This is a genomic window from Bacillus sp. FJAT-44742 (assembly GCF_002797315.1).
Taxonomy (GTDB): domain Bacteria; phylum Bacillota; class Bacilli; order Bacillales; family Marinococcaceae; genus Thalassorhabdus; species Thalassorhabdus alkalitolerans.
The window spans coordinates 3,090,521-3,117,494 of the sequence record NZ_KZ454936.1 but is presented as its reverse complement, the minus strand read 5'-3'; the positions used below and the strand labels follow the sequence as shown (position 1 = coordinate 3,117,494).

Here is a 26,974-nt window from a genome sequence, read left to right as displayed (position 1 = left end):
TCCCCTTTGTTTCAAGGAAAGTCCTTTTCATGGTTAAAGAGTAGTTATCGTTCTGTTGCTTGTACAAGAGCCGGTCTGTCTCCACCTGTTGTATAAGTGATGTTCATTTCCTCTCCTGCATAGAAAGGAATATCGTTGTTATACCCTAGCTTTAACGCTCGTTCTTCTCCGTGTATCTCAACTGCGATCGTATGCATGTCCGAGTAACCAACCATCGTAGCCTGAGCCGTTACTACATCTGGGATGGTCAATCGTTCTCCTATGTTTATATGGTGAGTTGATTTGTTGTTTAAGTCCTGCAATTCCCCTACTGTAGTCCCAAACCGGTTAGCCAGGCTGAACAGCGTATCTCCTGATACCACTCTATATTGGTCATAGGACGGGTCATTTGGTGAGGAAGAATTCTCTTCGCTTGAATCATTGCCAGTACTGCTTTCTAACGTCAGGCTCTGCCCGGGATAAATGGTATTGCTCCCCAGATTATTTGCCTCTTTCACCTCATTTACAGTCATTCCTGCACCAGTTGCAATGCTGTAAAGGGTGTCACCTTGTTCGACGGTATACTCTGTCATACTGCTCGTTTCATCTTCAGAAGCTGGTGAGTCATGTACCGGACCACCTGGAGGTACTAAAAGCTCTTGACCAACTGCGAGATCAGTGGAATGGCCCATTTCATTTTTATTTTGCAGCTGTTCCACCGTGACTCCGTATTGTTGTCCCAGAGAGTAAAGTGTATCTCCTGGCTGCACTTCATAAACCTCACTGCACGCACAGGCGCTGGATGAAGATGCCGCCCCGGCAAAGAGACCAGCAGCTACAACCAAAGATACAACAGCCTTTACAAACGGCCCTCTCTTATGTTTCTCCTTAAAATGATATTTCATAAAAACCAACTCCTACGTGGGTTTACTTATCCCTACCCCTTTTTTCCTAGACCTAATCTAGAAAGTGAGTAATTATCATGGAACAGTTTGGTTGTACAAGTTATGGGAATCATTCTTGTGAAAATTAAACTCTGTTAATGGCTAAGGTTGATTTTATATCTAGTTAGTCGAAGGTTCCGTTGAGTGGTTTTCCTAAGATGTAAGCCTTTTTTATATGTTATTTGAAAAAAAGTAATAAATGAAATTTTATCATTAGTTTGACAATTCTATTAACATAGGATAAAGTACTTAGTAATGAGAGAGTGGTATACCACACACCGCACACCACATATCGGTTTTTTAGAGAGCTAGTAAGGAGTGTTAGTTTTGAAAAAGGTGGGAAAGTTCGTTTCTTACACGGATCAAGTATACAGAGAGATAAAGGCGGCAATTATCAGCCAGGATATTAAGCCGGGTGATACGCTGCAAGAACGAACAATAGCCGATACCTTAGGAGTGAGCCGTACACCGGTAAGAGAAGCATTAAAGAAATTGGAATTTGAAGGCTGGGTGGAGACGATTCCCTGGAAGGGGGTCGTTGTAAAAGAAATCGACAGGCAGGATATACTGGAAGTCTTTCAATGCCGCTGCGCAAATGAAAGTTTTGTCGGCATTCTGATTGCTGAGAGTATAACAGATGAACAAATCGAGGCCCTTGAAGGCTTTTACAAGAAGATGGAGGAGCTTTCCACTCAAAATAAGCAAGAATTTATTAATGAGGACAGAAAGTTTCATATGTATATGGCCCAGCTGACTAATAACAGCCGCTTAATACAGTTTCTTGACCATTTAAGCGATCAGATGCTCAGGTTTGGGATTCGGGCTGTGGACAATGAATTCCGTAAAAAAGAAACACTTGAGGAACACCAGGCAATTTTGCAGGCACTAAAAAACAGGTCTGTCGATGAAACACGCCGGGCTATTGAAGAACACATTAAAAACAGTGAAGAAGTACTGATTAGGCTAGTCGACAAAGAGGAGGGCAAACTATGAGCAGCAATGATACCAGCTTAACGATTACAAGCAGAAATGAAAACAAAGGTCTTTCTATAAACAATGTGCTTTGTATTGGTTACTCAGGAAGAAACCAGGAGAAGGTAAAGGAGCACATCGAGGAGCTTGCAGAGCTCGGCGTACCCCGTCCGGAGCAGACTCCTACTCTTTTTCCTATGAGACTTTCTAGTCTGAACACGACTGGAAAGATGGAAGTAATAGGAGATCAGACCTCAGGGGAGGCAGAGCTTGTCTTTATCTATGGAGACAAGGAAGAGGAAGTGTATGTGACGGTAGGAAGCGATCACACAGATAGAGAGTTAGAGACAGTACATATCGGAAAGTCAAAGCAGGTGTGTGATAAGCCGCTGGCTTCCAAAGTCTGGCCGGTGAAAGATGTAATCGATCATTGGGATGAGTTAGTTTTGAAAACAGAAATTAAAGTGGACGGCCAGTGGCAGTCTTATCAAAACGAGAAGGTAGCAGCAATCATGCCTTACGAAGACATCAAGGAAAATTTAAAATCACGTGGAATTGAGCTTCCTCATTCTGTGTTTTTTGCAGGGACAGTCCCTTTGCTTGACGGCTTCAAGTTTGGCGAAGCCTATGAAATGTCCCTTGAGGATCCGATTAAAGGAGACTCTATTATACTTCATTATGAAGTCCAGGAGCTGTAAGGAGGGATAGAATGAGAATCTTAGTTTTCCAGATTGATATTGTGCCGGGAGAGCCGGAGGCAAACAGAAAGAATATATCCAAATGGTTTAAAGAGCAGGTTTCTAGTGAGAAAACAGATCTGGTTGTTCTTCCTGAAATGTGGACCACAGCCTATACGCTTCCTGATCTTCATAATCAGGCTGAGCCGCCAAATCATGAAACCATTGATTTTCTTAAGAAGCTTGCACAGGAATACGGTGTGCACATTGTCGGAGGCTCTATCGCTGTTAAAGAGGAGAGCGGCATATACAACCGGGCAATCGTGATTGATAAAAAAGGAAGCGTTGTCTATGAATATGACAAGCTGCACCTTGTCCCGATGCTGAAGGAACCAGACTACCTTGCACCTGGTCGTGAAAAAGTGAAAGTGTTTGAACTCGATGGAATTAAAATGGGGATTGTTATTTGCTTTGACCTTCGCTTTCCTGAAATAATGCGCGAGCTTGCCCTTCAGGGAGCCCAGGCCCTGTTTATCCCTGCAGAATGGCCGGATGCAAGAGCAGGTCATTGGGAGGTGCTTCAGCAGGCCAGAGCGATAGAAAATCAAATGTATGTCATATCATCAAATCGAGTCGGCGCGTATGACGGGGTGGAATTTGCCGGCCGTTCGATGATTACAGACCCGTGGGGGAACGTGCTGGCAAAGGGAAGTCAGGGGGAGACAGAGTTTTTAACGGCTTCTCTGGACCTGGAAAATGTGAAAAATGTGAGGAAACAGGTTCCTATTTTTGATAGCAGAGTTCCTCATTTATATTAAATAGATTGCTTTGCCAATTTTTATGCAGGCAGGAAAAAGCATGAGGGAAACTTTCTATATAGATATAATGCATTACTGGTATCCGTATGTACAGAGGTTTTTAATTTTACTAAAGGGGTGACTAACATTGAGAAAAAGATGGACAATGACTATGACTGGAGCAGCGGTGGTACTTGCACTTACAGCATGCGGGGGAAATGGTGACGAACCAGCTGGCGGAGAGGAAGAAGCAGCAGATGGAAACGGAGGAGCAGAGGAAAGCGTAACGCTTCGTCTTGCACACTCGGCTTCAGACTCTCACCAATATCATATTGCAGCGGAACACTTCCGCGATCTAGTGGCGGAAAAAACTGATGGAAGCGTAGAGATTGATATTCATGGCAACGCCACACTTGGCAGTGAAGCGGAAGTTGTAGAGCAGATTCTTGACGGTACCATTGATATGACAACCGTTGCGGCTGACAGCAGCTTTGCAAATACTGTCCCGGAAATGAACCTGTTTGGTATTCCATACATTTTTGAAGATATTGACCACGTCTATGAAACTCTTGACGGTGACATTGGGCAAGAACTCCTTGAAACGGTAAATGAAAAAAATATGGTTGGTCTTGGCTATTGGGAAGTGGGAGAGCGTCATGTGTCAAATAATGAGCGTGAAATTGCCCACCCTGACGACATGGAAGGACTAAGCATACGCGTACAGCCTTCTGCTGTTTGGGAAGCACATATGCAAGCCTTAGGAGCAAGCCCTACACCAGTAGACTTTAATGAATTGTATTCAGCCTTGGATCAGGGTGTGGTTGACGGCCAGGAAAATCCTCTTCCAACTATTGATTCTATGAACTTCTATGAGGTTCAGGATTATGTATCTTTAACTGCTCACACGTATTCTCCGGCTATTGTAGTTATGAGCAATAACGCCCAGGATAACCTTAGTGACGAGCAATTTGCAGCGGTTCAGGAAGCAGTAGATGAAACAACAGAATTCCACCGTGAACACCTTGGCGAGCTTGAAGAAGAAATTCTTGAGCATTTGGCAAATGAAGGTGTAACCATCACCGAAGACCCTGACCGCGACGCGTTCCAGGAAGCTACTTCTGAAGTAAGAGATGTACTTGAGGATCAAGTGCCAAGTTCCCTAGTAGACCGCGTTCTTGAAAGAGAATAGTAGAAAAGTGAAGGGTGTCTTAGCTGGTGTATGGCACCAGCTGGGGCACCTGCTTTTATTGTAAAAGATCCCAAGGGGAGGTCTATATGGCTAAAATTGATTACATCTTAGGGAAAGTGATGGAAGGGCTCCTGTTTTTAGGCTTGTTTCTGACCGCAGCGGTGACACTTCTTCAAGTCGTCTTTCGGTATGTCCTTGGCCAATCATTGGCCTGGTCGCAGGAATTCGTTTTGATCTGCTTTGTTTATACCGTCCTCTTTGGAGCGGTGCTTGGGATTAAAAATAGTGAGCATTTGCAGGTAGACCTTCTTGACAAAGCTCCTGAACCGATAAGAAAAATTTCAGTAATTTTAGAATTTCTCATTGTTATTGCATTGATATCCGTCCTTGTTTATTACGGTTTTCAGCTCTTTTTAAATAATTTGCAGTCGGGGCAGATTGTCGGGATTCTTCCAGTGCCGGTCGCTTACGTGTACCTGGCTATTCCGGTAAGCGGATTATTTATGCTCTACTTCCAAGTTAGGAAGGTGATGAAGAAATGATCTGGCTTATTCCACTTTTATTTGTACTTATTTTACTACGAATCCCGATAGCCTTTGCTCTTGGCTTCGTATCTATGCTGGGCATTTTTCTAACCGATCCCGGTTTATTGATTAACGTGCCTCGAAGGATTTATAACGGAATTGAAAGCTTTACGTTAATTGCTGTTCCCTTGTTTATTCTTGCTGGAGAAATCATGACAAAGGGCGGTATTTCGAACCGTTTAATTCGTTTTTCCCAAATGATTGTCGGCTTTATGCCCGGGGGACTGGCGATGGTCATTGTCGTGGCAAGCATGTTCTTTTCAGCACTGACCGGAACGGCGATTGCAGCAGCTGCTGCAATCGGGGGGATGATGATTCCTGCGATGACTAAGCAAGGCTATGATCCTCGTTTTTCCTCAAGCCTTGTTGCCACATCGTCTACAATCGGACCAATTATCCCTCCTAGTATCGTGTTGATTTTGTTTGGGGTAATGGCAAGTGTATCCATAAGTGATTTGTTTGTGGCGGGAGTTGTTCCTGGTATCTTAATGGGGATTGGCCTGATGGCGTACTGCTTTGTGATCGGCTTAAAAACCAAGGATAAAACAAGGTCCCCTTTTCCAAGTGCAAAGGAGTTTCTCTTTGGATTAAAAGACGCTGTGCTTGCTTTGATCATGCCCATTATTATCCTTGGGGGAATAATTTCAGGTATTTTTACAGCTACTGAATCAGGGGTTATTGCTGTAGCCTATGCGTTGATCATCGGACTCTTTGTATACAGGGATTTAAAGCCAAAGGATCTTATTCCTGTGTTTATCGATTCAGGAAAAACCACAGCCTATATTATTTTCTTAATTGGTAATGCCTCTTTATTTATCTGGCTGTTATCCTATCATTCGATTCCGCAGCAAATGGTAGATATGCTGGGGCCGGTTGCTGAAAATCCGTTTTTGCTACTGCTATTGATCAATGTAATCTTATTAATTGCCGGTACATTTATTGATACAATCAGTGCTGTGTCTATTTTCACACCGCTGTTTTTGCCCCTTGCCTTAGCAGCAGGAATTGACCCTGTACATTTTGGTATTATCCTGGCAGTCAACCTGACAATTGGTATGGTGACACCTCCTTTAGGAGTAGCTTTATTTGTTACGGCACGGATCGCCAATATCAAGGTACCGGAAATGTTTAGATATCTGATCCCTCAGATCGCTATTTTGCTCTTTGTATTGGTTATTGTTACGTATATTCCAGATCTCATCATGTTCTTCCCTGACAACTATGAGCAATGGTTTGGGACAGTTGATTAATATGAAGGAGATGAAGATATGAATACACCAGCAGAGGTTCGCAAGCAAATTCGAGCTGGAAAGTGGAATAAACCAACAACAGGATTCAATTTTGAGACCCTGCAGGCAAATATAGTGATTCTTCCCGTGCAATACGCAGGAGCTTTTAAAGAATATACAAGAAGTAATCCGAAGTCCTGTCCGGTACTCGAAGTGATACATCCTGGTTCTTACGTTTCAGAGCTGGCTGACGGGTCTGATATACGAAAAGATGTGCCAAAATACCGGATTTACAGGCAAGGAGAGTTTGTAGAGCAGGCAGAGGATGTAACAGAGATTTGGCAGAACGATTTTGTCACCTTTCTTATTGGATGCAGCTTTACGTTTGAAAATGCATTGATCGACAGTGGGATCAGGCTGCGTCATATTGAGGAGAAGAAGAATGTAGCCATGTACCGTACGAATATTGAGACGGTGGAAGCGGGCCCGTTCCATGGCCCCATGGTCGTATCCATGCGCCCTGTTCCCCAAGAACAAGCACAGCTGGCAGCCGAGATTACAGAAAAATTTCCCCGGACTCATGGCGGTCCGGTCCATATTGGGGACCCAAGGGAAATTGGAATTCAGAATTTAGATCAGCCTGACTACGGGGAAGCGATTGAACTGAAAGAAGGCGAAGTTCCTGTGTTTTGGGCTTGCGGAGTGACCCCTCAGGAAGCGGTTCTCCGCGCAAAGCTTCCTATTGCGATTACTCATGAACCTGGCCATATGTTTGTTATGGATAAAACATACAATGAATTAGACTGAGCTGGGCTGTGTAAAACCGGAAAATTGTATGGACTGCTATAATTTACACTTAGATAAAAAACCTGTCTCATAAAGATGAGACAGGTTTTGTTCGTTTTTAATTGGCAAATAAATGCTTGCCGATCGTATGACTCGGCGTTCGAGTGAAGATCCACTCTGATGTTGCGATGGCCGGGTTGTAATAATATGTAGCTCCTTTTGAAGGATCCCAGCCTTGATAAGCGTCTCTTACAGCCTGGTACGACGTGCTGTCGGGGGTGAGTGCGTATTGCCCGTCATGAACCGCAGTGAACGCATTCCTCTGATGAATGACTCCCTCGACCGAATTTGGAAACTCAGAGGAGTGGAGGCGGTTTTTCACAACCGCAGCGACTGCAACCTGACCTTTGTACGGCTCTCCGCGTGCTTCACCATGAACGACTCTGGCCATTTTTTCGACCTCTTTCAGTTTGTGGAGAGTACCCGGGCCGGCTATCCCGTCTACACCGAGAGAGAACTCAGCTTGGAATTGACGGACCGCTTCTTCTGTTGCTGAACCGTAATACCCAGTTGGAGAAGTATGTAGGTAATCAAGCTGTACCAGCTTCTGTTGCAGGGTGGTGACAGCAGGGCCTTCAGACCCCTTTTGCAGGACTGATTGGGCTTCTGCCTGTTCAGTCATGGTAGGAAGAAGTAGTAAAGTAAGTGCAAATAAAAAACTGTAAACTATAGTGAACCTTTTCTTCATAAGTAGCCTCCTTTCTCTTTTACTAAACCCTTTCGAAAGCAAGTTAAAACTAGAAATTGAGATATTGAGACAATGGACTTAGTTATCAGAGAGGGATGGTGTGAGTTTTGGTGTCTATGGGTTTAGGTTGTTTCAATTTTATTACATTTAATTGGAAAATATAGTAATTAGGTCGTAGGCTTGTATACTAGTGATAGGACATCAGATAACAGAAAAGATAGAGGGAGAGTATAAAAAGGGGAGTGGAAAATGAATGCATATTGTAGGAAAGTCTTACTGGAAGAAAGAATCAAATGGAATAAAAGAAGAATGCACATCGTGGCAAAAAGGCACGGATTAAGCAGCAGGAAAACAGTGAAATGCAGCCAGAAACTAGACATTTTACTTAACCACTACCAAAAAATCCAATAAGAGTGACTCCATGATAGGGTGCCTGGCACCCTGGCATGGCGAAAAAGGAAGAATCCATTAGTACCAGGGGTTGCGGGGTGTTTCGTGTTACAGCAATATGACATTCTATAGGGGTGCCAGGCACCGTTAAAGGCAGTTAAGGAAGAATCCATTAGTACCAGGGGGGCAGCGTGTTTCGTGTTACAGGGATGTTACATACTGCGGTGGTGTAAGGCACCTTCAAATGTTACAAAAGTATTACATTCGGGGAGGGTGCCAGGCACCGATTATAGGGCGAAGTTATAGTTTTTGGGTCACAACTTTTTGCTTCCAAGTAAAAAGGGTAGAGGGTTTCAAGTACATATTTTTTTACACTTATCGTTCACTTAAGTGAACATTGAAAATAAGAATAGAAGGGGATACTTAATCTGCAGAAGCGGGTTTAACATTAACCTTGTACCATGACAGACCAAACACCTGCAGGAAAGTTTCTATTCCGTTAGTAAGGAGGCTGGTTGAATCTATGACTGGTAAATGTGCTACAGGAATCCATGGTTTAGACGAAATAATAGAGGGAGGCCTTCCGGAAAAATCGGCTGTCATTTTGGAGGGAGCACCAGGCACTGGCAAAACGACGATAGGTATACAGTTCTTACTCCGTGGAATTCAACAAAACGAGCCTGGAATTTACATTACCTTCGAAGAATTTCCTGAACAACTCTACGAGGATATGAAAAGCTATGGATGGGATCTTAGAAAACATGAGATAAATAACAATTTACGAGTCGTGTGCTTGTCTCCTGAGGTGTTAATGGAACAGCTGACAACACCAAAAGGCTTACTTGAAGTAATGGTCCGGGAAATAGGCTGCAAACGCATGGTCATAGACAGTATTAGCTTGTTTAGGTATTTAAGTCAGGAGGGAGAAAGGGACAACCGTAAAATACTTTATACGTTGCGAAACACTTTGAGAAGGCTCGGTCTTACCTCGCTTCTCATACAGGAGCAATCCAGTCTTCAAAGAGAAGACATCCCCTTTGAGCACTTTCTTATGGATGGGGTTATTCGTTTGTATCTTAAGGAGCATAGGAGTATGTTTCGGAAGAGAACCCTTGAAGTCGTTAAAATGCGGGGAGCACGCCTTATTGAAGGAGAGCATGTATACCGCATTACAGAGGAAGGAATTTATGTCATGCTGGCTGCTCAAACGGTGGTTGACAAGCAAATAGATTCAAGAGACAAAAGCGTCAATACAGGCATCGAAAGCCTGGACAGGCTGTTAGGAGGAGGAATGGCCGAGGGGGCGGTTTATATGCTCGATACAAACAGCAAAGCCAACTACAGGCACATCATTGCATCCATCCTTGCTGAACGTCTGAAAGAAGGTTACAGTCTCATCAGCTTATTATCCAGTACACAGACAATAACTGAGTTCGGACCTTTACTGAAGCTTCACAAAGTAGATATTGAAAAAGCTATTAAGGATCAAAGGGTATACTTTATTGAGCACTACGACCGTCCAGTGCCCCCTGACTGGAAGCATGCCGTTTTTCATGTGAAAGATTTATCTAATGAAGAATACAGCCATTTTATCGACCATGAATTAATCGAGCAAATAAAGGACGGTCCGCAAAACAGTGCCGGCTGGTTTGTTTATTACGACTTAAACACGATATTTAATGAAAGAGGAAAAGACTATGTATTAAGGTCTTTTGCCAAGGAGGCGGCGCTGGCCAGGTCGCTCGGGTTGACAATGCTCGTGTTATGCAATTTTAAAGAGGTTGGTGAACAAGCTGCTTCCTTTTTAGAACGGACAACAAACGGAGTGTTTAAAACCTGGGTTGATGGCGCCTACCAATATCTGCAGGTTACCAAATCACCGAACGGTTTAATTTCGGAGCCTTGCTTGCTTGAAAGTAAAAAGGAACATCCATTTATAAGGTTAAGATAGAAGGGGGATACACCCATTGGAAAAAAACGAGTTATTGTCCATGCAACTTGAATGCACCATGCTGTTTCAGTCAAATCCTTATATGGTTGAAACTGTGGAAGGATTAGAAATAAGATTAGGGAGAAACAAAGAAGAGCTGGAGCCAGTTATAGATTCGTTACTCAAGCAGGAAATTATTCAAAAGATAGGAGATGATTCCTTACCCCTTTTTCGTTATAAAGAACCCGCGGTTACGATAGAAATTGACCTGACAAGTGAGCTGAATAAATCATGAGCATGCCAATAGAGCTTATTGAAGAAATACAAGAAACATACGCGGCTCAGTACGACCTTACTATTTTGTTTACTGATGAAAAGGGTGAGCTGATTGCGCCGCCTAAAGGGGAAAATGTCCTGTGTAACAGGCTTCTTACTCTGAAAGAGGGAAATTTATTAGATAAAATTAAAGAAGGCCTGGGAAGTGTTATCTCCCGGCCTTTTGTGTACGATGTTTTGCCGGGTGTCCATGTAGTCATTGCTCCTGTCGGTAAAGAGAATGGAGAAAATATTTACTTATGTGCTGGAGCCATGGTGGAAGAACAGACACAGCAATTTGTAATATCCGAGCTGGGTAAAATATCCAAGAGTGAAGAAGTATGGGAAAAAGCAGTAGATGAGGCGCCTTCTCTTACCCCTGAAAACAAACAGGAATGGATGCGGCGTGCTGGATCTGTCTCAGCCCTTGCCGGCCTCTGTTTTCAGGAAAATAACCAGGAAGGGGCAGCCTCTGTGCAGGCTCAGCTGTTCCGCGAAGCTGCAAAGACAGACCACAAAGACCTTCAACAGCTCCTTGATTATTTTCTTGAAAACAGCAAAGATCTGGATTTTATAGGAACAGCTCAGAAGGAGGAAGACGAGCTTTACCGGGTAGATCATATTGCAGGCAGTGAGGCTCAAGACTTATTAAATGCTACTTTCTCCCCTGGAGAAAGCTTTTTGGGAAGAGTCCTTATTACAGGGAAAGGATCCAGCTGGGAACAAGTTCAAGAGGATCCCCGCTCTCTCTTTTTTAGGAGAAAAGGCGTCAATGTGAAATCGCTTTATTGTTTCCCGATAAAACAGCGGAATGGCTCGATATCTCTTTTGTTTGGAGGAGAGCTTAAAAAGGGAGCTAATTCACAATCAGCTTTAGAACAGGGAAAAACATTAGCTGCCATTTTAGAATCAAGCTTTCACACAACATCCCTGCAGGCTGAACATAAGCAGCAGCTTGCCCGCTTATCATCTCTGGTCGAAATTTCCACCATGCTTGCTTCTACTCCAGAGCTTAAAAGGATCCTCTATATCTTAGTTGATATCAGTCTTAACCTTGTAGAAGGGCCTTTCTCCTGTGTCATCCTAAAAGATCGTGAAACCGACAAAATTCAGCTTGTATCCCGAGGGAATAGGAAAAAAGAAATAAGTGCCTATGCAAAGGAAGCGGCAAAACGTTACTTCCAATCCCCAGGCTCAAGAGATGTTTTTGCGCCAACGGTCCGGGAGACTCAGGAAGCAAGCTATGTTATTGAGTGCCCGCTGTTCCATCGTGACGACCTGTTAGGTATCCTCTGCGTAGGGTGTGACACATTGTCAGAACGGCATCTTCAGGAACATACGGCTTTTTTGCATACATTATCTATTATTGGCGGCGTTTCTTTGCAGCTGGCGAGACAGGAAAACGAAGATCTTGGCGAAGGGCAAGTTCATGCCCTGCACAAAGCCATTGAGCAGTTTGATCCGAAATCTCATTCAGCCTCTCAGCAAGCAGCAAAGATTGCTGGAGAGTTTATTGCAAATATTGGCCTGCCGGTAACATTGATGCGGGATGTGATCAACGCATGCCAGCTCTATCCTTATACACCGGATTTTATTCGAGAAATATTCCCTGAAAGTAAGGTGCCCGATATGCTGGAAGAAGGAAAGGCACTGGCCGGTGGGAAACCGGGGGTTTCGTGGAAAGAGATAGGAGCAGGCAGTCAAGTGCTGGCTGTGATTTTGTCTTATATCGAAAATGGAGAAAGCTTAGAGACTATGAAAGCTTTACTAGGATCAGAGGAAGGAGTTGTTCAGGAATTTATTTCTTTTATAGAAGGCAAAGAAGTCATGGAAGAAGAGTTTACCCTTACAAAGAAAATATTAAAAAGTGAAGAGATTATACCTACTTCAGCGGCAATTAAAACGAATAGCAAGCTTTCACCGCGAGAACAGGAAGTATTGGATTTAGTGGTACAAGGATTGAACAATAGAGAAATCGCTCAAAAGCTTTATATTAGTGATCATACGGTAAAAAATCACGTAACGAAAATCTTTCAAAAGCTTGATGTCACCGACCGGGCTCATGCGATTTCCAAGGTATACAAAATGAAATATGAAGGAACTTCTTCCTCGTAAAATGGCTGTCTCACATGTCGTACTCCGGCGGTGAGGCATTTTTTTGTGCTTCTGGAGCTAAGAGCGTTTAGCAAGACCATTTCTTTCCTATAGGAAGAGATCCCCCCTCGGCTGGACGATAGGAACCGGTTCTTATAAAAAAGAAAAGAGAATGAACAGGAATGGTGGGGGATATTCGGTTTATTTGCTGACAGGCATAATAAGCATTGTAAGTTGTTAGTCACAAGTCAACACCATCACACACAAAGGCAGGGGGTGCTCGCGAATTAAAGTGCTTAATCAGCAATCAAATGAAATTATTGTTGAAAAAGTGCAAGGAGCTTACAGCTTCGGAAAAAGGTTGAAAGGATTAATGTTTACAAAAAGCATCCCAGAAGATCATGGGCTTCATATTGATCCTTGTCCCTCGATCCATACATTCTTCATGAACTTTCCTATCGACGTTTTGTATCTAAACAGGCAAAACAAAATTGTAGGGATAGACGAAGACTTGAAACCAGGAAAAGTCGGAAGAAGAATACCAAAAGCCAGGTCAGTCATCGAGCTTCCGGCAGGAAGAGTTCAGGCTTCTTCCATTGCTGTAGGGCAAACCCTTGTCTTTGTGAATGAAAAGTAGTGTCAGTGAGTCAGGAAGGAAACTAAAAAACTAGTTTTATATAAAAAAGGAGAGATTTACATGTTGGAATTATTTAAAGGGCTATTCATTGAAGAAGAAGGACAAGGCATGACGGAGTACGGTTTAATTCTAGGGCTTATTGCCGTGGTAGCTATTGCTGCTTTAACTTTGTTAGGTGATAACATAAGTGCTTTGCTGGACAACTTAGCCGGACGTTTGCCAGGTGGAAGCTAATAACCGGAAAAATTGGACCCTTTCTTTCCAGAGGGTCCTTTTCTAAACAAAATCAAAACTCGAATGAAAGGATGGCCGCTGTGATTGATATTTTCTTGATTCTTGTTTTAGTCATTTGTGTCGCCACGGATATAAAAAGCCGGAAAATCTATAACAAAGTGATTTACCCAAGCTTGCTGGCTGCTTTTATCTATCATTTAGCAGCTGGCGGCTGGGAAGGGCTGAGCCATTCCTTCATTGGATTTTTGATCGGTATGGGGCTTCTTTTCATCCCTTACGCACTGGGAGGAATGGGTGCGGGAGACGTAAAGCTGCTGGGGCTGATCGGAGCACTTAAGGGAGGCACATTTGTCTTTCATTCTTTCCTTTATATTGCTTTAGCCGGAGCAGTCATGGCTCTTGCTGTCATCTTTTTCCGAAAAGGAGTTCTAAAATCTCTCTTTTATACATTAGCGAGCCGAAAAAGCGGTGTGAGTCTGACAGAGGGAATTTCCATAGGATCCTTAAAGGCGACATACCCCTATGGTGTACCGATAGCCGCCGGAGTCGTAATCACTTTGTTTGTAAATGGATGGACCGTTCTATGATCAAGCGGGAAGACGGCCAATCTCTTGTTGAATTTGCCCTTGTCCTTCCTGTTCTCCTGCTTGTGCTTGTTGGAATCTTTGATTTTGGAAGAGTCATGTATACCCATCTTCAATTGGAAATGGTCACTCAGGAAGCTGTGCGTCTCGGGGGGTTGGGCCAGACAGATGCCGAGATTCGATCGTATGCTTCCGACAAGTTTAATGGGGATTCTTCTAAGCTGGCTATTACAATTTCACCAGGCGGAACACGCCGGGCAGGCACATATGTAACAGTGGAAATGACTTATCCGGAAACTTTTTTTAAACCGTTAGGGAGTGTTTCTATTCCCTATACAGTCACAACAAGTTCGACGATCCGTGTGGAGTGAGGAATGGCTTATGTTGAATTTCTTTAAAAAATTTAGAAAAAGTGAAAGTGGCAATGCTCTTGTACTTGTTACTTTGTCTTTTGGAGCAATTGTAGCGATCCTGGGACTCGTAATTGATGGTGGGCACTTATATACGACCAAAAGCCACTTGCAAAAAACCGCAAACGCAGCGGCGCTTTCCGGCGCACAGGAAATACCAAACAGTGGTGCAAGGGTGCAGAGGGTTGTAGGTGAAGTGCTTGTTTCTCATGAAGAAGGAGGCAGCCTTCTTCGCTCAACTGTGGAAAATAATAGACAGCTGCATGTTGAGTTAGAACGGGACGTGCCTCTCTTCTTTGCTTCTCTATTTGGAAGGGATTCTGTTTCTATTCATGTGGAGGCCAGGGCTTCATTGAACCCCATGGGAGAAGCCAAAGGAGCTGTGCCATTAGGGATTGATGAAAAGGTAGAGTTGAATTATGGAGAGAAATACGAATTAAAAGTAGACTCTGGAGATTCAGAGGCAGGAAGCTTTGGTGTTCTAGCGCTGGCAGGCTCCGGGGCAAATCATTACGGTGAGACATTAAAGCATGGTTTTAAAGATACGATGAAAGTAGGGGATATTATCCCGACTCAAACAGGTAACATTGCAGGAGCTACAAGAGAAGGGATTAACCACCGGATCGACACCTGTCCGTACCCGAACGGAGAGTACAGGGAACGGGATTGTCCAAGGGTAATGCTAGTTGTTGTTTATAAACCTCATGAGAAATCACAAAATCAATTAAGAAGCATCCAGGTTACGGGGTTTGCTTATTTCTATGTTACTGATCGCATGGGAAGAAATGATGATTCTATTAAAGGGACCTTTATTAAGAGAACCGGGCCTGGAATGGCAGGAACGGGAACGACACTTCCACCAGACCGTGGCGCTTACGCTATTAGACTAACAGAGTAGGTGAAACAAGAATGAAAGCTAAGAAACTATTAATGCTGGCGATTTTTTCAGGATTTATTACAACAATCTTCTTTTATATTTTTATAAATCAGGCAGCTTCGACTCCAGCCGAAACGTCTCCAGTAACCGAGGTTATTGTTGCAAGTGAAGATATCGCAAGAAACCAGCAGATTACCGAAGAAAACACAGTTATCGTGGAAATGCAGGAAGACCAGGCTCATCCACAGGCAGTCACTGATCAAGAAATGATTCTTAACCGCTTTGCTTCCGCTGAAATTAAAGAAGGAGAAGTAATCTTGAATCACCGCGTCGAACAGGATGAGGACGCGGACTTTATCTCAAAAAAAATTGAAGAAGGAAACAGGGCAGTTTCTATTAGTGTGGACTACGTAAAATCGGTTTCTAACTTAGTAGAACCAGAGGACTTCGTGGATGTTGTGCTGTCAGAAGAGGAGGATTCACAACATGCAGCTGTCCATACAGAGCTGGTACTAGACAAGGTAAGAGTGTTAGCTGTTGGGGAAAGAATGGTTGATCCGGATGTAGAAGAAGGAGGGACAGAAGAGTACCACGCAGTCACTCTTGAGCTGTCTCCAGAACAATCCATTGAGGTAATCAATGCCAGTGAGAGAGGGACACTTCAACTGGCTTTACACAGCAAAAGGCATACGACAAGTGAGGCAAAATCGGTACAGCAAACTGCCGGGACAGCCTTGGGAGCGGGAGACTATGTGATTCCAATGCCTGACAGCTCTATGATTAGGTCAGAACCGCATATCAATGCTTCCATTATTACTGTGGTTGCAGCAGGAACAGAGCTTCAATTTCTAGATGAGCAGCAAGCGGATAACGACAATAGAGTTTGGTATTTGGTAGAAACGCCGGGGGAGAAACGAGGCTGGATCAGCAGCCGGATAGTAAATGAGAAGGAAGAATAAATAGGAGTGGTGAGACAGTGACAAACCGTGCGTACAAAAAACAGTCGGGCGAAGAGCAGGGAAAAGGGAAGGTAATCGTTGTTTGCAGTGCTGTAGGCGGAACGGGAAGAACCTCTGTCACTGTTAATCTGGCAGTACTCCTGGCCAAGAAAAATTTGAAAGTAGATATTATAGATGGCAACCTCCAGTTTGGAGATACAGCAATGGCTCTTGACCTTCAGCCTTTTTATACCTTAAAAGAGTTAGCGGAAAGAAATGACATCTCAAATGCAAGGGACTACGCAGTACGGCATGAAACAGGAATTCAGTTAATTGCTTCTCCGAAAAGACCTGAATTTGCAGAGCTTATCCCAACTAGCTTCCTTGCTTCTTTAACGAAAGAACTTTCTGAGGAAGCAAATGTGGTCCTTGTTGATGCCCAGCCTGGATTACCTGAATACAACATTGAGCTTATGGAACAAGCAGACAGCCTTCTTGTTGTGACAACGCCAGGCATGGCTGCTGTAAAAAATACAAAGATCTTCATAGAAACGTTGGAGGCTCTTGGTCTTAAAGAAAAAGCTCACTTACTCGTAAATAAAGCAACTGCCCCGTCTGTTATAAAAGGGAAAGAGATAATGGAACTAGTGGTTGTGGATATGGCCTGCTTTCTCCCAGAAGAAAGAAAACGAATGTCTCAGTCAATGGATCTGGGAAGGCCATTAGTGCTTGATGAGCCGCAGCGAGAGTATACAAAAGAGCTTGGAAGAATGATAGATGAACAGATTTTTTTTCAAAATAATGAAACCAGAAAATCTACTTCAAGGGGCTTTGTAAGGAAGGTTGAGGAAAAGTTAAGAGGGACTAGGGGGAAGAGACGTGAGCTTATTAGCAAGACTACAATCAAAGAGCCAGACGGAAGTGAAAGTAACTAATCCAGTCGTAGATAAAGAGGCTGATCACCAAGAAAAAAAGAAAGGAAAAGAGCAGGATAGTGAGCTGAAACAAAGCCAGAAGCTGGAACCAAAAAAAGAGACGGAAAAGAAATCTTCCTCATCCCCCTCTCCTTCGACTCCGAAAAATAAAAAGCAGCAGCGTCCCGCACAGAGAGATGAATATAGTGAAATAAAAACTCTTACGCTAAAGCACATCGTGAAAGAACGAAAAGATGAATCTATTGAGGATATTGTGGCTGATCTGGATTCAATTATTAATGAAGTTCTTACAGAGAATGAGAATTTAAACAGGGTGAAGGAATGGACAAAGCTAAAGGACGAGCTGATTAATGATTTAACAGGCTATGGGCCCATTAATCCACTCCTGCAAAATGAAGATGTTTCAGAGGTTATGGTAAACGGACCAGACAAGGTATACGCCGAGATTGGCGGGAAACTTCAGCTTACTGATGTGACCTTCAGGGATAACGACCATGTGATGGCGGTTCTTGAGAAGATTGTTGCTCCATTGGGGCGGAGAATTGATGAAAGCAGCCCAATGGTTGATGCTCGCCTGCAGGATGGTTCACGAGTGAATGCCATCATTCCTCCTTTAGCGCTGGGTGGTCCAACGGTAACAATCCGTAAGTTTTCAAAGGATCCCTTTACCATTCATGACTTAATTCGCTTTGGCACTCTAACGGAAGAGATGGCTGACTTTATTAAAGCCTGCGTGGAAGCAAAGCTTAATATCTTTGTCAGCGGCGGTACAGGTTCCGGAAAAACAACGACTCTTAACGTATTATCATCATTTATTTCAAATGAAGACCGGATTGTAACCATTGAGGATGCTGCAGAGCTTCAGCTTGGGCAGGAGCACGTCGTTTCCTTGGAAACACGTCCTCCCAATATAGAAGGAAAAGGAGCCATTACGATCCGCGACCTTGTAAGAAACTCTCTGCGTATGCGTCCTGACCGTATTGTCATAGGTGAGGTTCGAAGCGGAGAAGCATTGGACATGCTCCAGGCAATGAATACAGGACATGACGGATCACTTGCTACCGGTCATTCAAACAGTCCCAGGGATATGGTGGCGCGATTGGAAACAATGGTGCTGATGGCGGGTATGGAGCTTCCGGTTAAAGCAATCAGGGAACAGATTGCAGGAGCGTTGAATGTCATTATTCAACAGTCAAGGCTGAAAGACGGATCACGACGGATCACAAATATTACAGAAGTACAAGGACTCGAAGGAGACATTATTGTCCTTCAGGATATTTTTACGTTTAAACAGTTTGGCGTGGATGATAACGGGATGATTCTTGGGAAATTGGTGCCCACAGGAGTGCGGCCGAAATTTTACGAGAGAATGGAATATGAAGGTATATATTTGCCGCCGTCTATTTTCACAGAAAGGGAGGAGTAGAAGATGACCATATTATTGGTACTTTCTGTGTTTTTAACCTCCTTTCTCCTGCTGTTGTCGGTCACTCTTTTTCGTGCGAAAAAAGAAGCCGCAGACGCAGAAGCGGAGAAGATTAGAGAGCCTGTAACGATAAAAGGCTTGCTGAAAAATGGGAACCAGAAACTCAAGCTGCTTATAGTAAAAAAGAAAAAGCCCAGCAAGAAAAAAGATAAACTGGAACAGCAGCTGAGTGTAGCTGGTGTGCCGATAAAGCCTGAGGAATTTATTGTATTTCAAGTGTTTGCTATCTTGATCGCAGGGGGACTGATGCATCTTTTAACCAGTCAGCTGCTTTTAATGGCGGCAGGGGGAATGGTTGGATACTTGATGCCAAAAATGTGGCTGAAGGCTAAACAGAAAAAACGAATGAAGCAATTTAATGAAGGACTCCCTGGAATGATTACATCTATTACTGGCTCCCTGCGAGCCGGTTTCAGCTTTCCTCAGTCTCTGCAAATGGTGGCAGAAGAGTCATATTCCCCTATTAGAGAGGAAGTTCAGCTTGTATTAAAATCCATGCAATACGGAACGACCCTGGAGGACGCACTGGTGGAATGGAAAGACAGAATGCCTAGCGAAGACCTGGATTTACTGGTTGAAGCTATTTTAATCCAAAGGCAGGTTGGCGGAAATCTTGCTTATCTCTTAGACAAGCTTGTGGAAACAACCAGGGAGCGTTCCAAGATAGAAGGGCAGGTTAAGACGTTGACTGCTCAAGGAAGGCTTTCAGGAATCATCATCAGTCTTCTTCCTGTCGGTCTCGGAGTTCTTATCTACATGATGAACCCGGAATATATGGGTACCCTATTTATTCATCCGATAGGGCAAGGAATGCTAGTGGCAGCAGTCATCGGCGGAGTCATCGGCTTTTTCCTCGTTCGAAAAATAACAACGATTGAGGTGTAAGAAAGATGTTTTCCTTATATATGGGGTTCTTTACATTTGCCACTCTTCTTTTCTACGCATTCTTTGCTTTTCGAGCAGAAAGAAAAAGCGTGGAGCAGCGAATAAAGGTCTATTTTTCAGACATAGGCGAAGCAGGGGAAGTAGACGATCGCTCTTTCTATGAGCGGGTGATTGATCCTTTTTGGAAAAATTCGAAGAGAAAATTCCAAAGAAAGCTGAACAAAGAAAAGGCAACGCAATTGGAAATCAGGCTGCTGCAGGCAGGACAGCCTTTTGGCTTTAGTCCGGTCGAGTTTAAGATCTTCCAGCTGGCTCTTCTTATTCTTTTTTCTGCAATGGGAGCAGGGTATGCTTTTTTACTCCGAGCCGATGCCCTATTCTTGTTGCTGATAGCGGCGGCTTCCACAGGAGCCGCTGTCTTACTGCCAAAGCAATATTTGAAGATGAAAGCAAAAAAACGAAGCAAGCTTGCGTTAAAGGAGCTTCCTGATACATTAGACTTGCTGACGATCAGTCTTGAAGCAGGCCTTGGTTTTGACGCTGCGTTGAGTAAAGTGGTGGCGAAGAAAAAAGGGGTGCTGGCTGACGAGATCAAAGTGTGCCTTGAAGAAATAAGGCTCGGGAAAACGAGGAAAGAAGCACTGAGCGGGATTAATGAACGCCTGGATGTAGAAGAGCTGAAAGCTTTCATTTATAACGTCATCCAGGCAGAAAAGTTAGGGATAGGGATGGTTTCTGTGCTGCGAGTGCAGACGGAGGATATTCGGGAAAAGCGTAAACAGCGAGCAGAGGAAGCCGCCATGAAAGCACCAATTAAAATGATGTTTCCTTTAATTCTGTTCATTTTTCCGACCCTATTTATTATTCTCCTAGGTCCCGCAATGCTCCAGCTCCTCGAAAGCTTCTAACGTTGGAACCTGGCGGGGGACATCCAGCGAGGTGCAGCGGGGTGCCTGGCACCTCGCTTGGTCAATTAAGGAGGAATCCATTTGTGCCAGGAGTTGCAGCGTATTGCGTGTTACAAGGATGTTACATACTGCAGAGGTGCCAGGCACCCAAAATGGGAGTGACAGGTAAATGCTTTGGTGGCAAGGGGTACAGGGTTGGGTGCATTACAGCAGTGTTACAACGCGTAGGGGTGCCAGGCACCGAAAAAAGCACCCAAAAAATGGAGCTTGGGACTGGAATCGTGGTAAGATGAACGCATGATTCAGAAAGACGTTCAGGAGGAACCATGACTACATTAATTATAAATGCTGATGATTTCGGTTTGACTCAAGGAGTTAATGATGGAATCATCAAAGCCCATACAGATGGTATCGTCAACTCTACCACTTTGCTTGTGAACATGCCTGGCACAAAGGATGCTGTAAGGAAAATGAAGGATTTTCCCGACCTTGGTGTCGGCATCCATCTTACCTTGTCCTGCGGCAGTCCAGTAAGATCTGATGTTCCTTCCCTTGTTAACGAGGAAGGCAGCTTTAAACTGACAAAGACCTACCGAGAAGTTGATCCAAAAGAGATTAACGTTTCTGACTTGGAAAAAGAATGGCGGGCACAATTACAAACCTTTCTTTCTTTCGGGATCTATCCAACTCACATAGACAGCCACCACCATATTCACGGATGGGACCCTCTCTATCCGGTCATCCATAAGCTTTCCAAGGAATATTCTCTTCCGGTCCGTAATGTGTTCCAGAAAACAAAGCCACAAGGAATTCAGTTTCACACTGCTATTTTCCGCGATGACTTCTATAAAAACGGCACCGGCCTGAAGTATTTTCACGAACTTCAAAAAGAATTGAGCGCAGATGAAATGGTTGAAATCATGGTTCACCCAGGCTTCGTTGACGACGACTTAAGAAAGATTTCTTCGTTTCTGGAAAGGCGTGAAAAAGAGCTTGAACTGTTAACGACTATCCATCTTCCGAAAGGCATGAGGCTCGCTGAAAGAAGAAATAGAGAGAAATTCTGTGCCACATAACATTGCGTTTCAATGAAAACAGATTTCATAATATAAATTTCATATAAATTTCATAATATAAATTTCATATAAAAAGAAGGCTGTCCTGCTGGTATTTACCGCCAAAAGGGCAGCTTTTTTGTATATAAAACCTATATTCCTTTTTTTCAAAAACTTTAATTTCAACAAAGTAGTGAATTTTCATTTCTAAAGTCGTAAAATATAAGTATATTTTTCCATATATATAGGCTGTATTTCTCTGTTAGTGATCTGTCTTTTTTCACAGTCAGCAGGCTTGAAAGTCAAAATCATACATAAGGGGGAAGGGAAATGTCAGAGGAGCAGTCAGTAGAACCGAAAAAGGCCAATGTCTTAGGAATGCAGTTTTGGGTAGGAGCAAGCTTAGGGATAGTGCTTGGGATTGGAATGGCGTTTTTGTTTGAAATGATGGGCGGGGGAATGGAAGCAAGTGGAGCGGATCGAAGCGAGGTATTAAAACAGTCTCAGGAGTTTTATGAGGAGGAGCTGATTGCCCCGTCCACGGCTGTATGGGCACCCATGAATGAATCAGAAGTTGAGTATTTGGGCGGCGACCGTTACCGGGTGGAAAGCCATGTAGATGCACAAAACGAAAATGGTGCACAAATACGAGAAAGATATGAAATGTGGATGCTTTATGATCCTGACAAAGAAGAGTGGGAAATGGAAGTTTACTATAACAACTAAAAGGAGGGAAGAACTGTGGGCGCACTAACGACAATGGAACTTATCTTAATAGGAATCTTTTTACTTGCATGTGCAAGCTTTGCCTCCTTTATTTATTCATTAATTAAAAAACGGTCTTCCATGGGCATCTTTTTATTTGCCACAGTCCTGACAGGAGCGGCGGTTGTGTTCATGTTTTTCCATGAAGATACCTTTCAACCGAGAGTGACTCAAACGGCGGCAGAGGAAACAGCAGAGGAGATAGAAGAAGAGAAGACTGCAGAAGAGGAATCGACTGCACAGGAAGAAGAGGATGAGCCTTCAGAAAATGAAGCTGATGAAAAAGATGAGGAAAAAGCTGAAGAGGAGGCTCCAGGTAACAATAAGAATGAAAGCCGCACACTGGAAGATAACAAAAAAGCAGCTGAGATTAAATATGAAAGAGAGATCGCTGAACATATCGAAGAGATCACATTCGCTTTTGATTTAGTGGATGCGGAAGTCAAGAAGCTGGAAGGAAATAAGTCAGACGCAAATATTCAATCCTTGTTAAACAGGCTGAAAGAAGCGGTTGACGTTCTGGGTGATCATGCATTGATCACGAACCCGCCTGCAGGCTATGTTTCTTTTGATGATCAGTACATGAATGGGGTTTGGTATCTGCAGGAAGCCTGCCTATCCATGCATACAATAATCAGTGATTATTACTATGATTACTATGAAAATCATGCAGCGTTGGAATTACTGTGGGATAATTTGTATTATGCAGAGCTGCATCTTCAGGAAGCATACGACCGGTCGGCGGTTCTTTTTGCCAATCCTCTTGCAGGGCTTGAAAGTCTGGGTACGATAGAAGAAATTGATTTAGATGGTTCCTACCTTCAGGCACATGAAATAGAAACTCCTTCAAAGGAAGAAAGAATTCATAGCTTAGTAGCAAACTATCAATATCACTTTGTGGATGCTGTGAACGCTGGCAATTATGATATCGTAGCTCCATATATTTACCCTGGCAGCAACCTTCAAGATGCCCAGGAAAGCTTAATTAGTAATCTAGCAGAACAAGGGACAAAAGAAGAATTAGTAGAATACGTGATAGAAGACATCTATGAAGAAAATGGAGAAACGTATGTGCAGGTCTTTGAGGTTCATTTAATCATCAGCAGTGACGGTGATGTAAAAGAGGTAGAAAACCTTTGGAAATACGAAGTGAAATCCTATGACGGAGGATTTAGGCTCGCAGATATTGAAAAGCCGTAGCAAAAACAGAAGCTGACCCAGACCTCGGGCCAGCTTTTTCTTTCTATTGACGTAGAAAAGCTGTAGACAGTCAGCTCTTTTTCCCTTTTTCATAACCATCCGTTCTTACCTCTTCCGGTACAAGGGATCCCCCTGTCCCCCAAACGACATGAACAGCATCCTTTTCACCCTGGTTGTTTGTCCGGTATGGCCCGGCCATGCCGGCAAGGGCAGAAGGCTCGAGATAGGTGCCTTCTGTATCCATAAGCATACGTAAATAGTGGTAGAGCACGTCATCTCTTATCGTGTAAATCCCGGAAAGCAGAGGATCCATGACTTTTCCGACAAAGGAAGACGGTGTGCCGACAGCAAGGCCATCCGCTTCTGTTATATTATCCAGACCTACGTCTTGAACAGAAATGTCAGCATGCTTTCCTGTTAACAGCCCAAGGAGCATACAAGGAGATTGCACTGGTTCAGCAAAATAACAATGGACATGTTCACCAAAGACATGCTTCAAGCCATATGCCACTCCGCCCGGTCCTCCGCCGACACCGCATGGAAGATAGACATAAAGGGGCTGCTCTTTACTGATCGTCATTCCCAGTTCTTCTAACTGTTCCTTTACTTCAAGGGCTGCAGCAGAGTACCCTGCAAATAAATGAACAGAATGTTCATCGTCTACGAAGTGACAGCGTGGATCTGCTTCACATTGTTTCCGACCTTGCGCCACGGCAGCACTATAGTCTGTTTCATATTCATGAACGTTCACTCCTTTTTCACGAAGGAGCTCCTTTTTCCACTCTTTTGCGTCCTGTGACATATGCACATCTACGGTAAACCCCAGTTCAGCACTCATAATTCCAATGCTTAAACCCAGGTTTCCAGTCGATCCGACCGCAATAGAATAACGTGAGAAGATCTTTCTGCTTTCTTCATGTAAAAGCTTTGAATAATCATCTTCTTTGCTTGTAAGAATTCCTTCTTTTAAAGCCAGTTCCTCCGCCCAGGTGAAAATTTCATGAAAGCCACCCCGGGCTTTAATAGAGCCTGCAACCGGCAATTCATTGTCACATTTTAAAAACAGTCTCCCTTTGATAGATTCTCCAGTATCCTGTTCTAACGAAGCTTTCATTTGGGGGATTTCTTCTAAGGAGGAAGAAATGATCCCATTAGGAGAAGAGTCAGGAAATGCTTTTGCCATCAACGGTTCAAATCTCTTAAAACGTTTCGCGGCTTCATAGATAATAGATTCATCAAGACCCTGAACAGGCAAAGATGCATAGGGCTCATAGTTTGGGTTGGTCCAGTATACTTCTTTGGCATCTAAAATGGTTTGGAATACAGGGTATTTTTCTATGTAGAATTGCAGCTCAGATTGATTCATAACAGTCACCTCACTTACTTGTATTGTAGCATTCTGGCACGAAGAGAGAGACGAGAAATTGACAACCAGGCTTGAAATCCATACGATAACACCATAACCATAACACGTGATAAAGAGGGGTAATAAATGTCGGAAAAGAAGAAACAGTCATTTACAGACATGATGAAATCACCGATTATTGCGGCAATCAGTTCCCCAAAAAAGCTGGATGAAGCGATGGATAGCAAGTGCAGCATCGCGTTTCTCATGATGGGGGATGTCATGAGCCTCCCTAATTATGTAAAAGCACTGCAGCAAGCGGGCATGAAGGTGTTTGTCCATTTGGATTTTGTAGAGGGAGTGGCCAATGATCGAAGCGGCGTTCGCTATGTTGCCAGACAAGCTAAGCCAGAGGGAATTATTTCGACAAAGAATCAAGTGATTCGCTACGGAAAAGAGGAAGGAATGCTGACCATCCAACGGTTCTTCTTAATTGATAAATCTGCGATTGACAAAGGGATCCAAATGGTAGAATCATCAAGACCCGATGCAGTGGAAATTTTACCTGGCGTGATACCAAAGGTTATAAACAGGCTGTCAGAACAGACCTCACTTCCCCTTATCGCCGGAGGATTAATCGAAACATTGGATGAGATCCAGGAAGCACTGGACGCTGGAGCAGTAGCTGCTTCCTGCGGCAGTAAGAAACTATGGAATTCTAAAGTATAATAAAAAAGTAAATGTGTATGCCCCGTATTCGTTCAGAATGCGGTTTTTTTTTGATAGAAGAAAGTCCCTTTTCCTCATACTGATTCTTTTTACTCAATATTATGGGCAAGTTTAATAGGTAAAAACCTATGAATATACCGACATACCGGCTTCTACTTAATTAATACTGGGGAATTAACGGTAACAGCTACTAGTTTACTAATCTAGCAGGAAGGGCTTCTCCTTATAGATAAAAGCAAGTAGCCTAGTGAGCAGCTAATTCTTTTTTTATATAATATTTCCTTCCAGTATACAAAGTAGAAAGGGAGTTGAAAATGACAAGCAAAATAACGAGGTTTGCCGCCATGCTGCTCATGGTAATTGCTGTCACCTTGACGGGACAAGCAAACCAGGGGAATGCTGCCCAGGATTCACAGCTTGGGACGGTCACAGGTGTGCAGAATGGTTTGAATGTGAGAGCCCAGCCTAATTCTGGTTCAACCATTATCGGGGGGTTATCTAACGGAACACAAGTTACGATCCATAGCATTGATGAACATAATTGGGCACAAATTGACTATAACGGTGGAGTCGGTTACATAAGCATGACTTACGTTACGTTGAATAATGCACCCTCAGCCGTCCAAGGTAAAACGATAGCCATTGACCCCGGGCACGGGGGAAGCGACCCAGGCGCTGAAGCATTTGGACTTCAGGAAAAAGAAATTGCTTTGGATGTCGGGCTGCGCGTAGAGGAGAAGCTTAGGAATGCAGGGGCTGAGGTAGTGATGACAAGAACTGCAGATACATACGTGGGTCTCTCTGAAAGAGCCCAAATTGCAAATCAAGGAGACGCCGACTCGTTTGTAAGTATCCACGCAAATGCCTTTGATGGAAGTGCGGAAGGATCAGAAACCTACCATCACCCAGTTAGCAATGAAGGAAAAGAACTGGCAGAATCCATCCAGGAAGAGCTGATAAGAGAATTAGGCACCACTGATAGAGGCGTACATGACGCACACTTTGCTGTTCTAAATGAAACAGCCATGCCGGCAACTTTGGTTGAAATAGCCTTTGTAGACAATGCTTCTGATGCCGAACAATTAAAAACCAATGGGTTCCGGGAAAAAGCAGCCAATGCCATCGTGCAAGGAATCGAAAATTATTACAACAGCAAATAAATAAAATAGTGTGAGATCTGAGTTCGCGAACTTAGGTCTTTTTTATATGGAGAGAGACATACATGAAAAGACCATTGACCGGGGCATAAGGGGGGGAAATCCAGGGGAAGCTTTCTATACGTAACCCCTTGAATTACAAGATGATTTTTCATTGGCAAGTGCTGTTTTCAATTTTGTCAACAAGCGTGGTGA

General features: G+C 43.6%; 29 protein-coding genes. 26 read left to right on the top strand and 3 right to left on the bottom strand.

Annotated features, from left to right (window positions below):
* Positions 1-44: 44 nt before the first annotated feature.
* Positions 45-884, bottom strand: coding sequence for a LysM peptidoglycan-binding domain-containing protein (locus CEF17_RS15390; RefSeq protein WP_100400308.1), 840 nt, complete (start codon positions 882-884; stop codon positions 45-47).
* Positions 885-1,259: 375 nt separating this feature from the next.
* Here CEF17_RS15390 and CEF17_RS15385 point away from each other — a divergent pair, with 375 nt between their 5' ends.
* The 7 genes from CEF17_RS15385 (at position 1,260) to CEF17_RS15355 (ending at position 7,178) form a co-directional block, all read left to right on the top strand.
* Positions 1,260-1,916, top strand: coding sequence for a GntR family transcriptional regulator (locus tag CEF17_RS15385; RefSeq protein WP_232725593.1), 657 nt, complete (start codon positions 1,260-1,262; stop codon positions 1,914-1,916).
* Entirely contained in the window at positions 1,913-2,593 is a 681-nt protein-coding gene (locus CEF17_RS15380) for a DUF2848 family protein (RefSeq protein WP_100400306.1), read from the top strand. The genes CEF17_RS15385 and CEF17_RS15380 overlap by 4 nt, the downstream gene beginning before the upstream one ends.
* A gap of 11 nt (positions 2,594-2,604) precedes the next feature.
* Positions 2,605-3,390, top strand: a complete 786-nt coding sequence (locus CEF17_RS15375; RefSeq protein ID WP_100400305.1) for a carbon-nitrogen family hydrolase — start codon at positions 2,605-2,607, stop codon at positions 3,388-3,390.
* A gap of 127 nt (positions 3,391-3,517) precedes the next feature.
* A complete protein-coding gene (locus CEF17_RS15370) occupies positions 3,518-4,558 on the top strand; it encodes a DctP family TRAP transporter solute-binding subunit (RefSeq protein ID WP_232725529.1) in 1,041 nt (346 codons plus the stop codon).
* Between the two features lie 86 nt (positions 4,559-4,644).
* Complete coding sequence (locus CEF17_RS15365; protein ID WP_100400304.1) at positions 4,645-5,100, top strand: TRAP transporter small permease; 456 nt, start codon at positions 4,645-4,647, stop codon at positions 5,098-5,100.
* The gene (locus tag CEF17_RS15360; protein ID WP_054637846.1) at positions 5,097-6,392 is read left to right on the top strand and encodes a TRAP transporter large permease; all 1,296 of its coding nucleotides are present in this window, start codon (positions 5,097-5,099) and stop codon (positions 6,390-6,392) included. Before CEF17_RS15365 ends, CEF17_RS15360 begins: the two co-directional genes overlap by 4 nt.
* 18 nt (positions 6,393-6,410) lie before the next feature.
* The gene (locus CEF17_RS15355; protein ID WP_100400303.1) at positions 6,411-7,178 is read left to right on the top strand and encodes a putative hydro-lyase; all 768 of its coding nucleotides are present in this window, start codon (positions 6,411-6,413) and stop codon (positions 7,176-7,178) included.
* Between the two features lie 97 nt (positions 7,179-7,275).
* Here the strand turns inward: CEF17_RS15355 and CEF17_RS15350 are convergent, their stop codons facing one another.
* Positions 7,276-7,905 carry a cell wall hydrolase gene (locus tag CEF17_RS15350; RefSeq protein WP_100400302.1) on the bottom strand — a complete coding sequence of 210 codons (630 nt, stop codon included), beginning with the start codon at positions 7,903-7,905 and terminating at the stop codon, positions 7,276-7,278.
* Positions 7,906-8,154: 249 nt separating this feature from the next.
* Between CEF17_RS15350 and CEF17_RS15345 the strand changes: the two genes are divergently transcribed.
* The 17 genes from CEF17_RS15345 (at position 8,155) to CEF17_RS15260 (ending at position 23,548) form a co-directional block, all read left to right on the top strand.
* A complete protein-coding gene (locus tag CEF17_RS15345; RefSeq protein WP_100400301.1) occupies positions 8,155-8,316 on the top strand; it encodes an aspartyl-phosphate phosphatase Spo0E family protein in 162 nt (53 codons plus the stop codon).
* 502 nt (positions 8,317-8,818) lie between these two features.
* Positions 8,819-10,246, top strand: coding sequence for an ATPase domain-containing protein (locus CEF17_RS15340; protein WP_100400300.1), 1,428 nt, complete (start codon positions 8,819-8,821; stop codon positions 10,244-10,246).
* Between the two features lie 16 nt (positions 10,247-10,262).
* The gene (locus CEF17_RS15335; protein ID WP_100400299.1) at positions 10,263-10,520 is read left to right on the top strand and encodes a hypothetical protein; all 258 of its coding nucleotides are present in this window, start codon (positions 10,263-10,265) and stop codon (positions 10,518-10,520) included.
* Positions 10,517-12,655, top strand: a complete 2,139-nt coding sequence (locus tag CEF17_RS20445) for a helix-turn-helix domain-containing protein (protein WP_198508989.1) — start codon at positions 10,517-10,519, stop codon at positions 12,653-12,655. Before CEF17_RS15335 ends, CEF17_RS20445 begins: the two co-directional genes overlap by 4 nt.
* Positions 12,656-12,926: 271 nt before the next feature.
* Entirely contained in the window at positions 12,927-13,271 is a 345-nt protein-coding gene (locus CEF17_RS15325; protein WP_232725528.1) for a DUF192 domain-containing protein, read from the top strand.
* A 60-nt stretch (positions 13,272-13,331) separates the two neighbouring features.
* Positions 13,332-13,505, top strand: coding sequence for a Flp family type IVb pilin (locus tag CEF17_RS15320; protein ID WP_100400297.1), 174 nt, complete (start codon positions 13,332-13,334; stop codon positions 13,503-13,505).
* 71 nt (positions 13,506-13,576) lie between these two features.
* Positions 13,577-14,092 (top strand): A24 family peptidase, encoded by a 516-nt coding sequence (locus CEF17_RS15315; RefSeq protein ID WP_100400296.1) that lies wholly within the window; start codon positions 13,577-13,579, stop codon positions 14,090-14,092.
* Entirely contained in the window at positions 14,089-14,460 is a 372-nt protein-coding gene (locus CEF17_RS15310) for a TadE/TadG family type IV pilus assembly protein (protein ID WP_100400295.1), read from the top strand. Before CEF17_RS15315 ends, CEF17_RS15310 begins: the two co-directional genes overlap by 4 nt.
* Before the next feature lie 10 nt (positions 14,461-14,470).
* Positions 14,471-15,397: a TadE/TadG family type IV pilus assembly protein gene (locus CEF17_RS15305; protein WP_100400294.1), complete on the top strand. Its 927-nt coding sequence runs from the start codon at positions 14,471-14,473 to the stop codon at positions 15,395-15,397.
* Positions 15,398-15,408: 11 nt separating this feature from the next.
* A complete protein-coding gene (gene cpaB / locus CEF17_RS15300) occupies positions 15,409-16,335 on the top strand; it encodes a Flp pilus assembly protein CpaB (protein WP_100400293.1) in 927 nt (308 codons plus the stop codon).
* Between the two features lie 17 nt (positions 16,336-16,352).
* Positions 16,353-17,249 carry an AAA family ATPase gene (locus CEF17_RS15295; protein WP_157843059.1) on the top strand — a complete coding sequence of 299 codons (897 nt, stop codon included), beginning with the start codon at positions 16,353-16,355 and terminating at the stop codon, positions 17,247-17,249.
* Positions 17,194-18,675, top strand: coding sequence for a CpaF family protein (locus CEF17_RS15290; RefSeq protein ID WP_198508988.1), 1,482 nt, complete (start codon positions 17,194-17,196; stop codon positions 18,673-18,675). The genes CEF17_RS15295 and CEF17_RS15290 overlap by 56 nt, the downstream gene beginning before the upstream one ends.
* Positions 18,676-18,678: 3 nt before the next feature.
* Positions 18,679-19,620 (top strand): type II secretion system F family protein, encoded by a 942-nt coding sequence (locus tag CEF17_RS15285; RefSeq protein ID WP_100400291.1) that lies wholly within the window; start codon positions 18,679-18,681, stop codon positions 19,618-19,620.
* 5 nt (positions 19,621-19,625) lie between these two features.
* Entirely contained in the window at positions 19,626-20,528 is a 903-nt protein-coding gene (locus CEF17_RS15280) for a type II secretion system F family protein (RefSeq protein WP_100400290.1), read from the top strand.
* Between the two features lie 326 nt (positions 20,529-20,854).
* Positions 20,855-21,604, top strand: a complete 750-nt coding sequence (gene chbG / locus CEF17_RS15270; RefSeq protein ID WP_100400288.1) for a chitin disaccharide deacetylase — start codon at positions 20,855-20,857, stop codon at positions 21,602-21,604.
* A gap of 309 nt (positions 21,605-21,913) precedes the next feature.
* Positions 21,914-22,309, top strand: coding sequence for a hypothetical protein (locus CEF17_RS15265; RefSeq protein WP_100400287.1), 396 nt, complete (start codon positions 21,914-21,916; stop codon positions 22,307-22,309).
* A gap of 15 nt (positions 22,310-22,324) precedes the next feature.
* Positions 22,325-23,548: a TcaA NTF2-like domain-containing protein gene (locus tag CEF17_RS15260; protein WP_100400286.1), complete on the top strand. Its 1,224-nt coding sequence runs from the start codon at positions 22,325-22,327 to the stop codon at positions 23,546-23,548.
* A 70-nt stretch (positions 23,549-23,618) separates the two neighbouring features.
* On the opposite strand, the gene CEF17_RS15255 is transcribed toward CEF17_RS15260, so the two are convergent.
* Positions 23,619-24,914: a D-serine ammonia-lyase gene (locus CEF17_RS15255; RefSeq protein WP_100400285.1), complete on the bottom strand. Its 1,296-nt coding sequence runs from the start codon at positions 24,912-24,914 to the stop codon at positions 23,619-23,621.
* Positions 24,915-25,040: 126 nt separating this feature from the next.
* Here CEF17_RS15255 and CEF17_RS15250 point away from each other — a divergent pair, with 126 nt between their 5' ends.
* The gene (locus tag CEF17_RS15250) at positions 25,041-25,622 is read left to right on the top strand and encodes a glycerol-3-phosphate responsive antiterminator (RefSeq protein WP_100400284.1); all 582 of its coding nucleotides are present in this window, start codon (positions 25,041-25,043) and stop codon (positions 25,620-25,622) included.
* A gap of 314 nt (positions 25,623-25,936) precedes the next feature.
* On the top strand, positions 25,937-26,782 hold the full coding sequence (locus CEF17_RS15245) for an N-acetylmuramoyl-L-alanine amidase (RefSeq protein WP_100400283.1): 846 nt from the start codon (positions 25,937-25,939) through the stop codon (positions 26,780-26,782).
* The last annotated feature ends 192 nt before the right edge of the window (positions 26,783-26,974 follow it).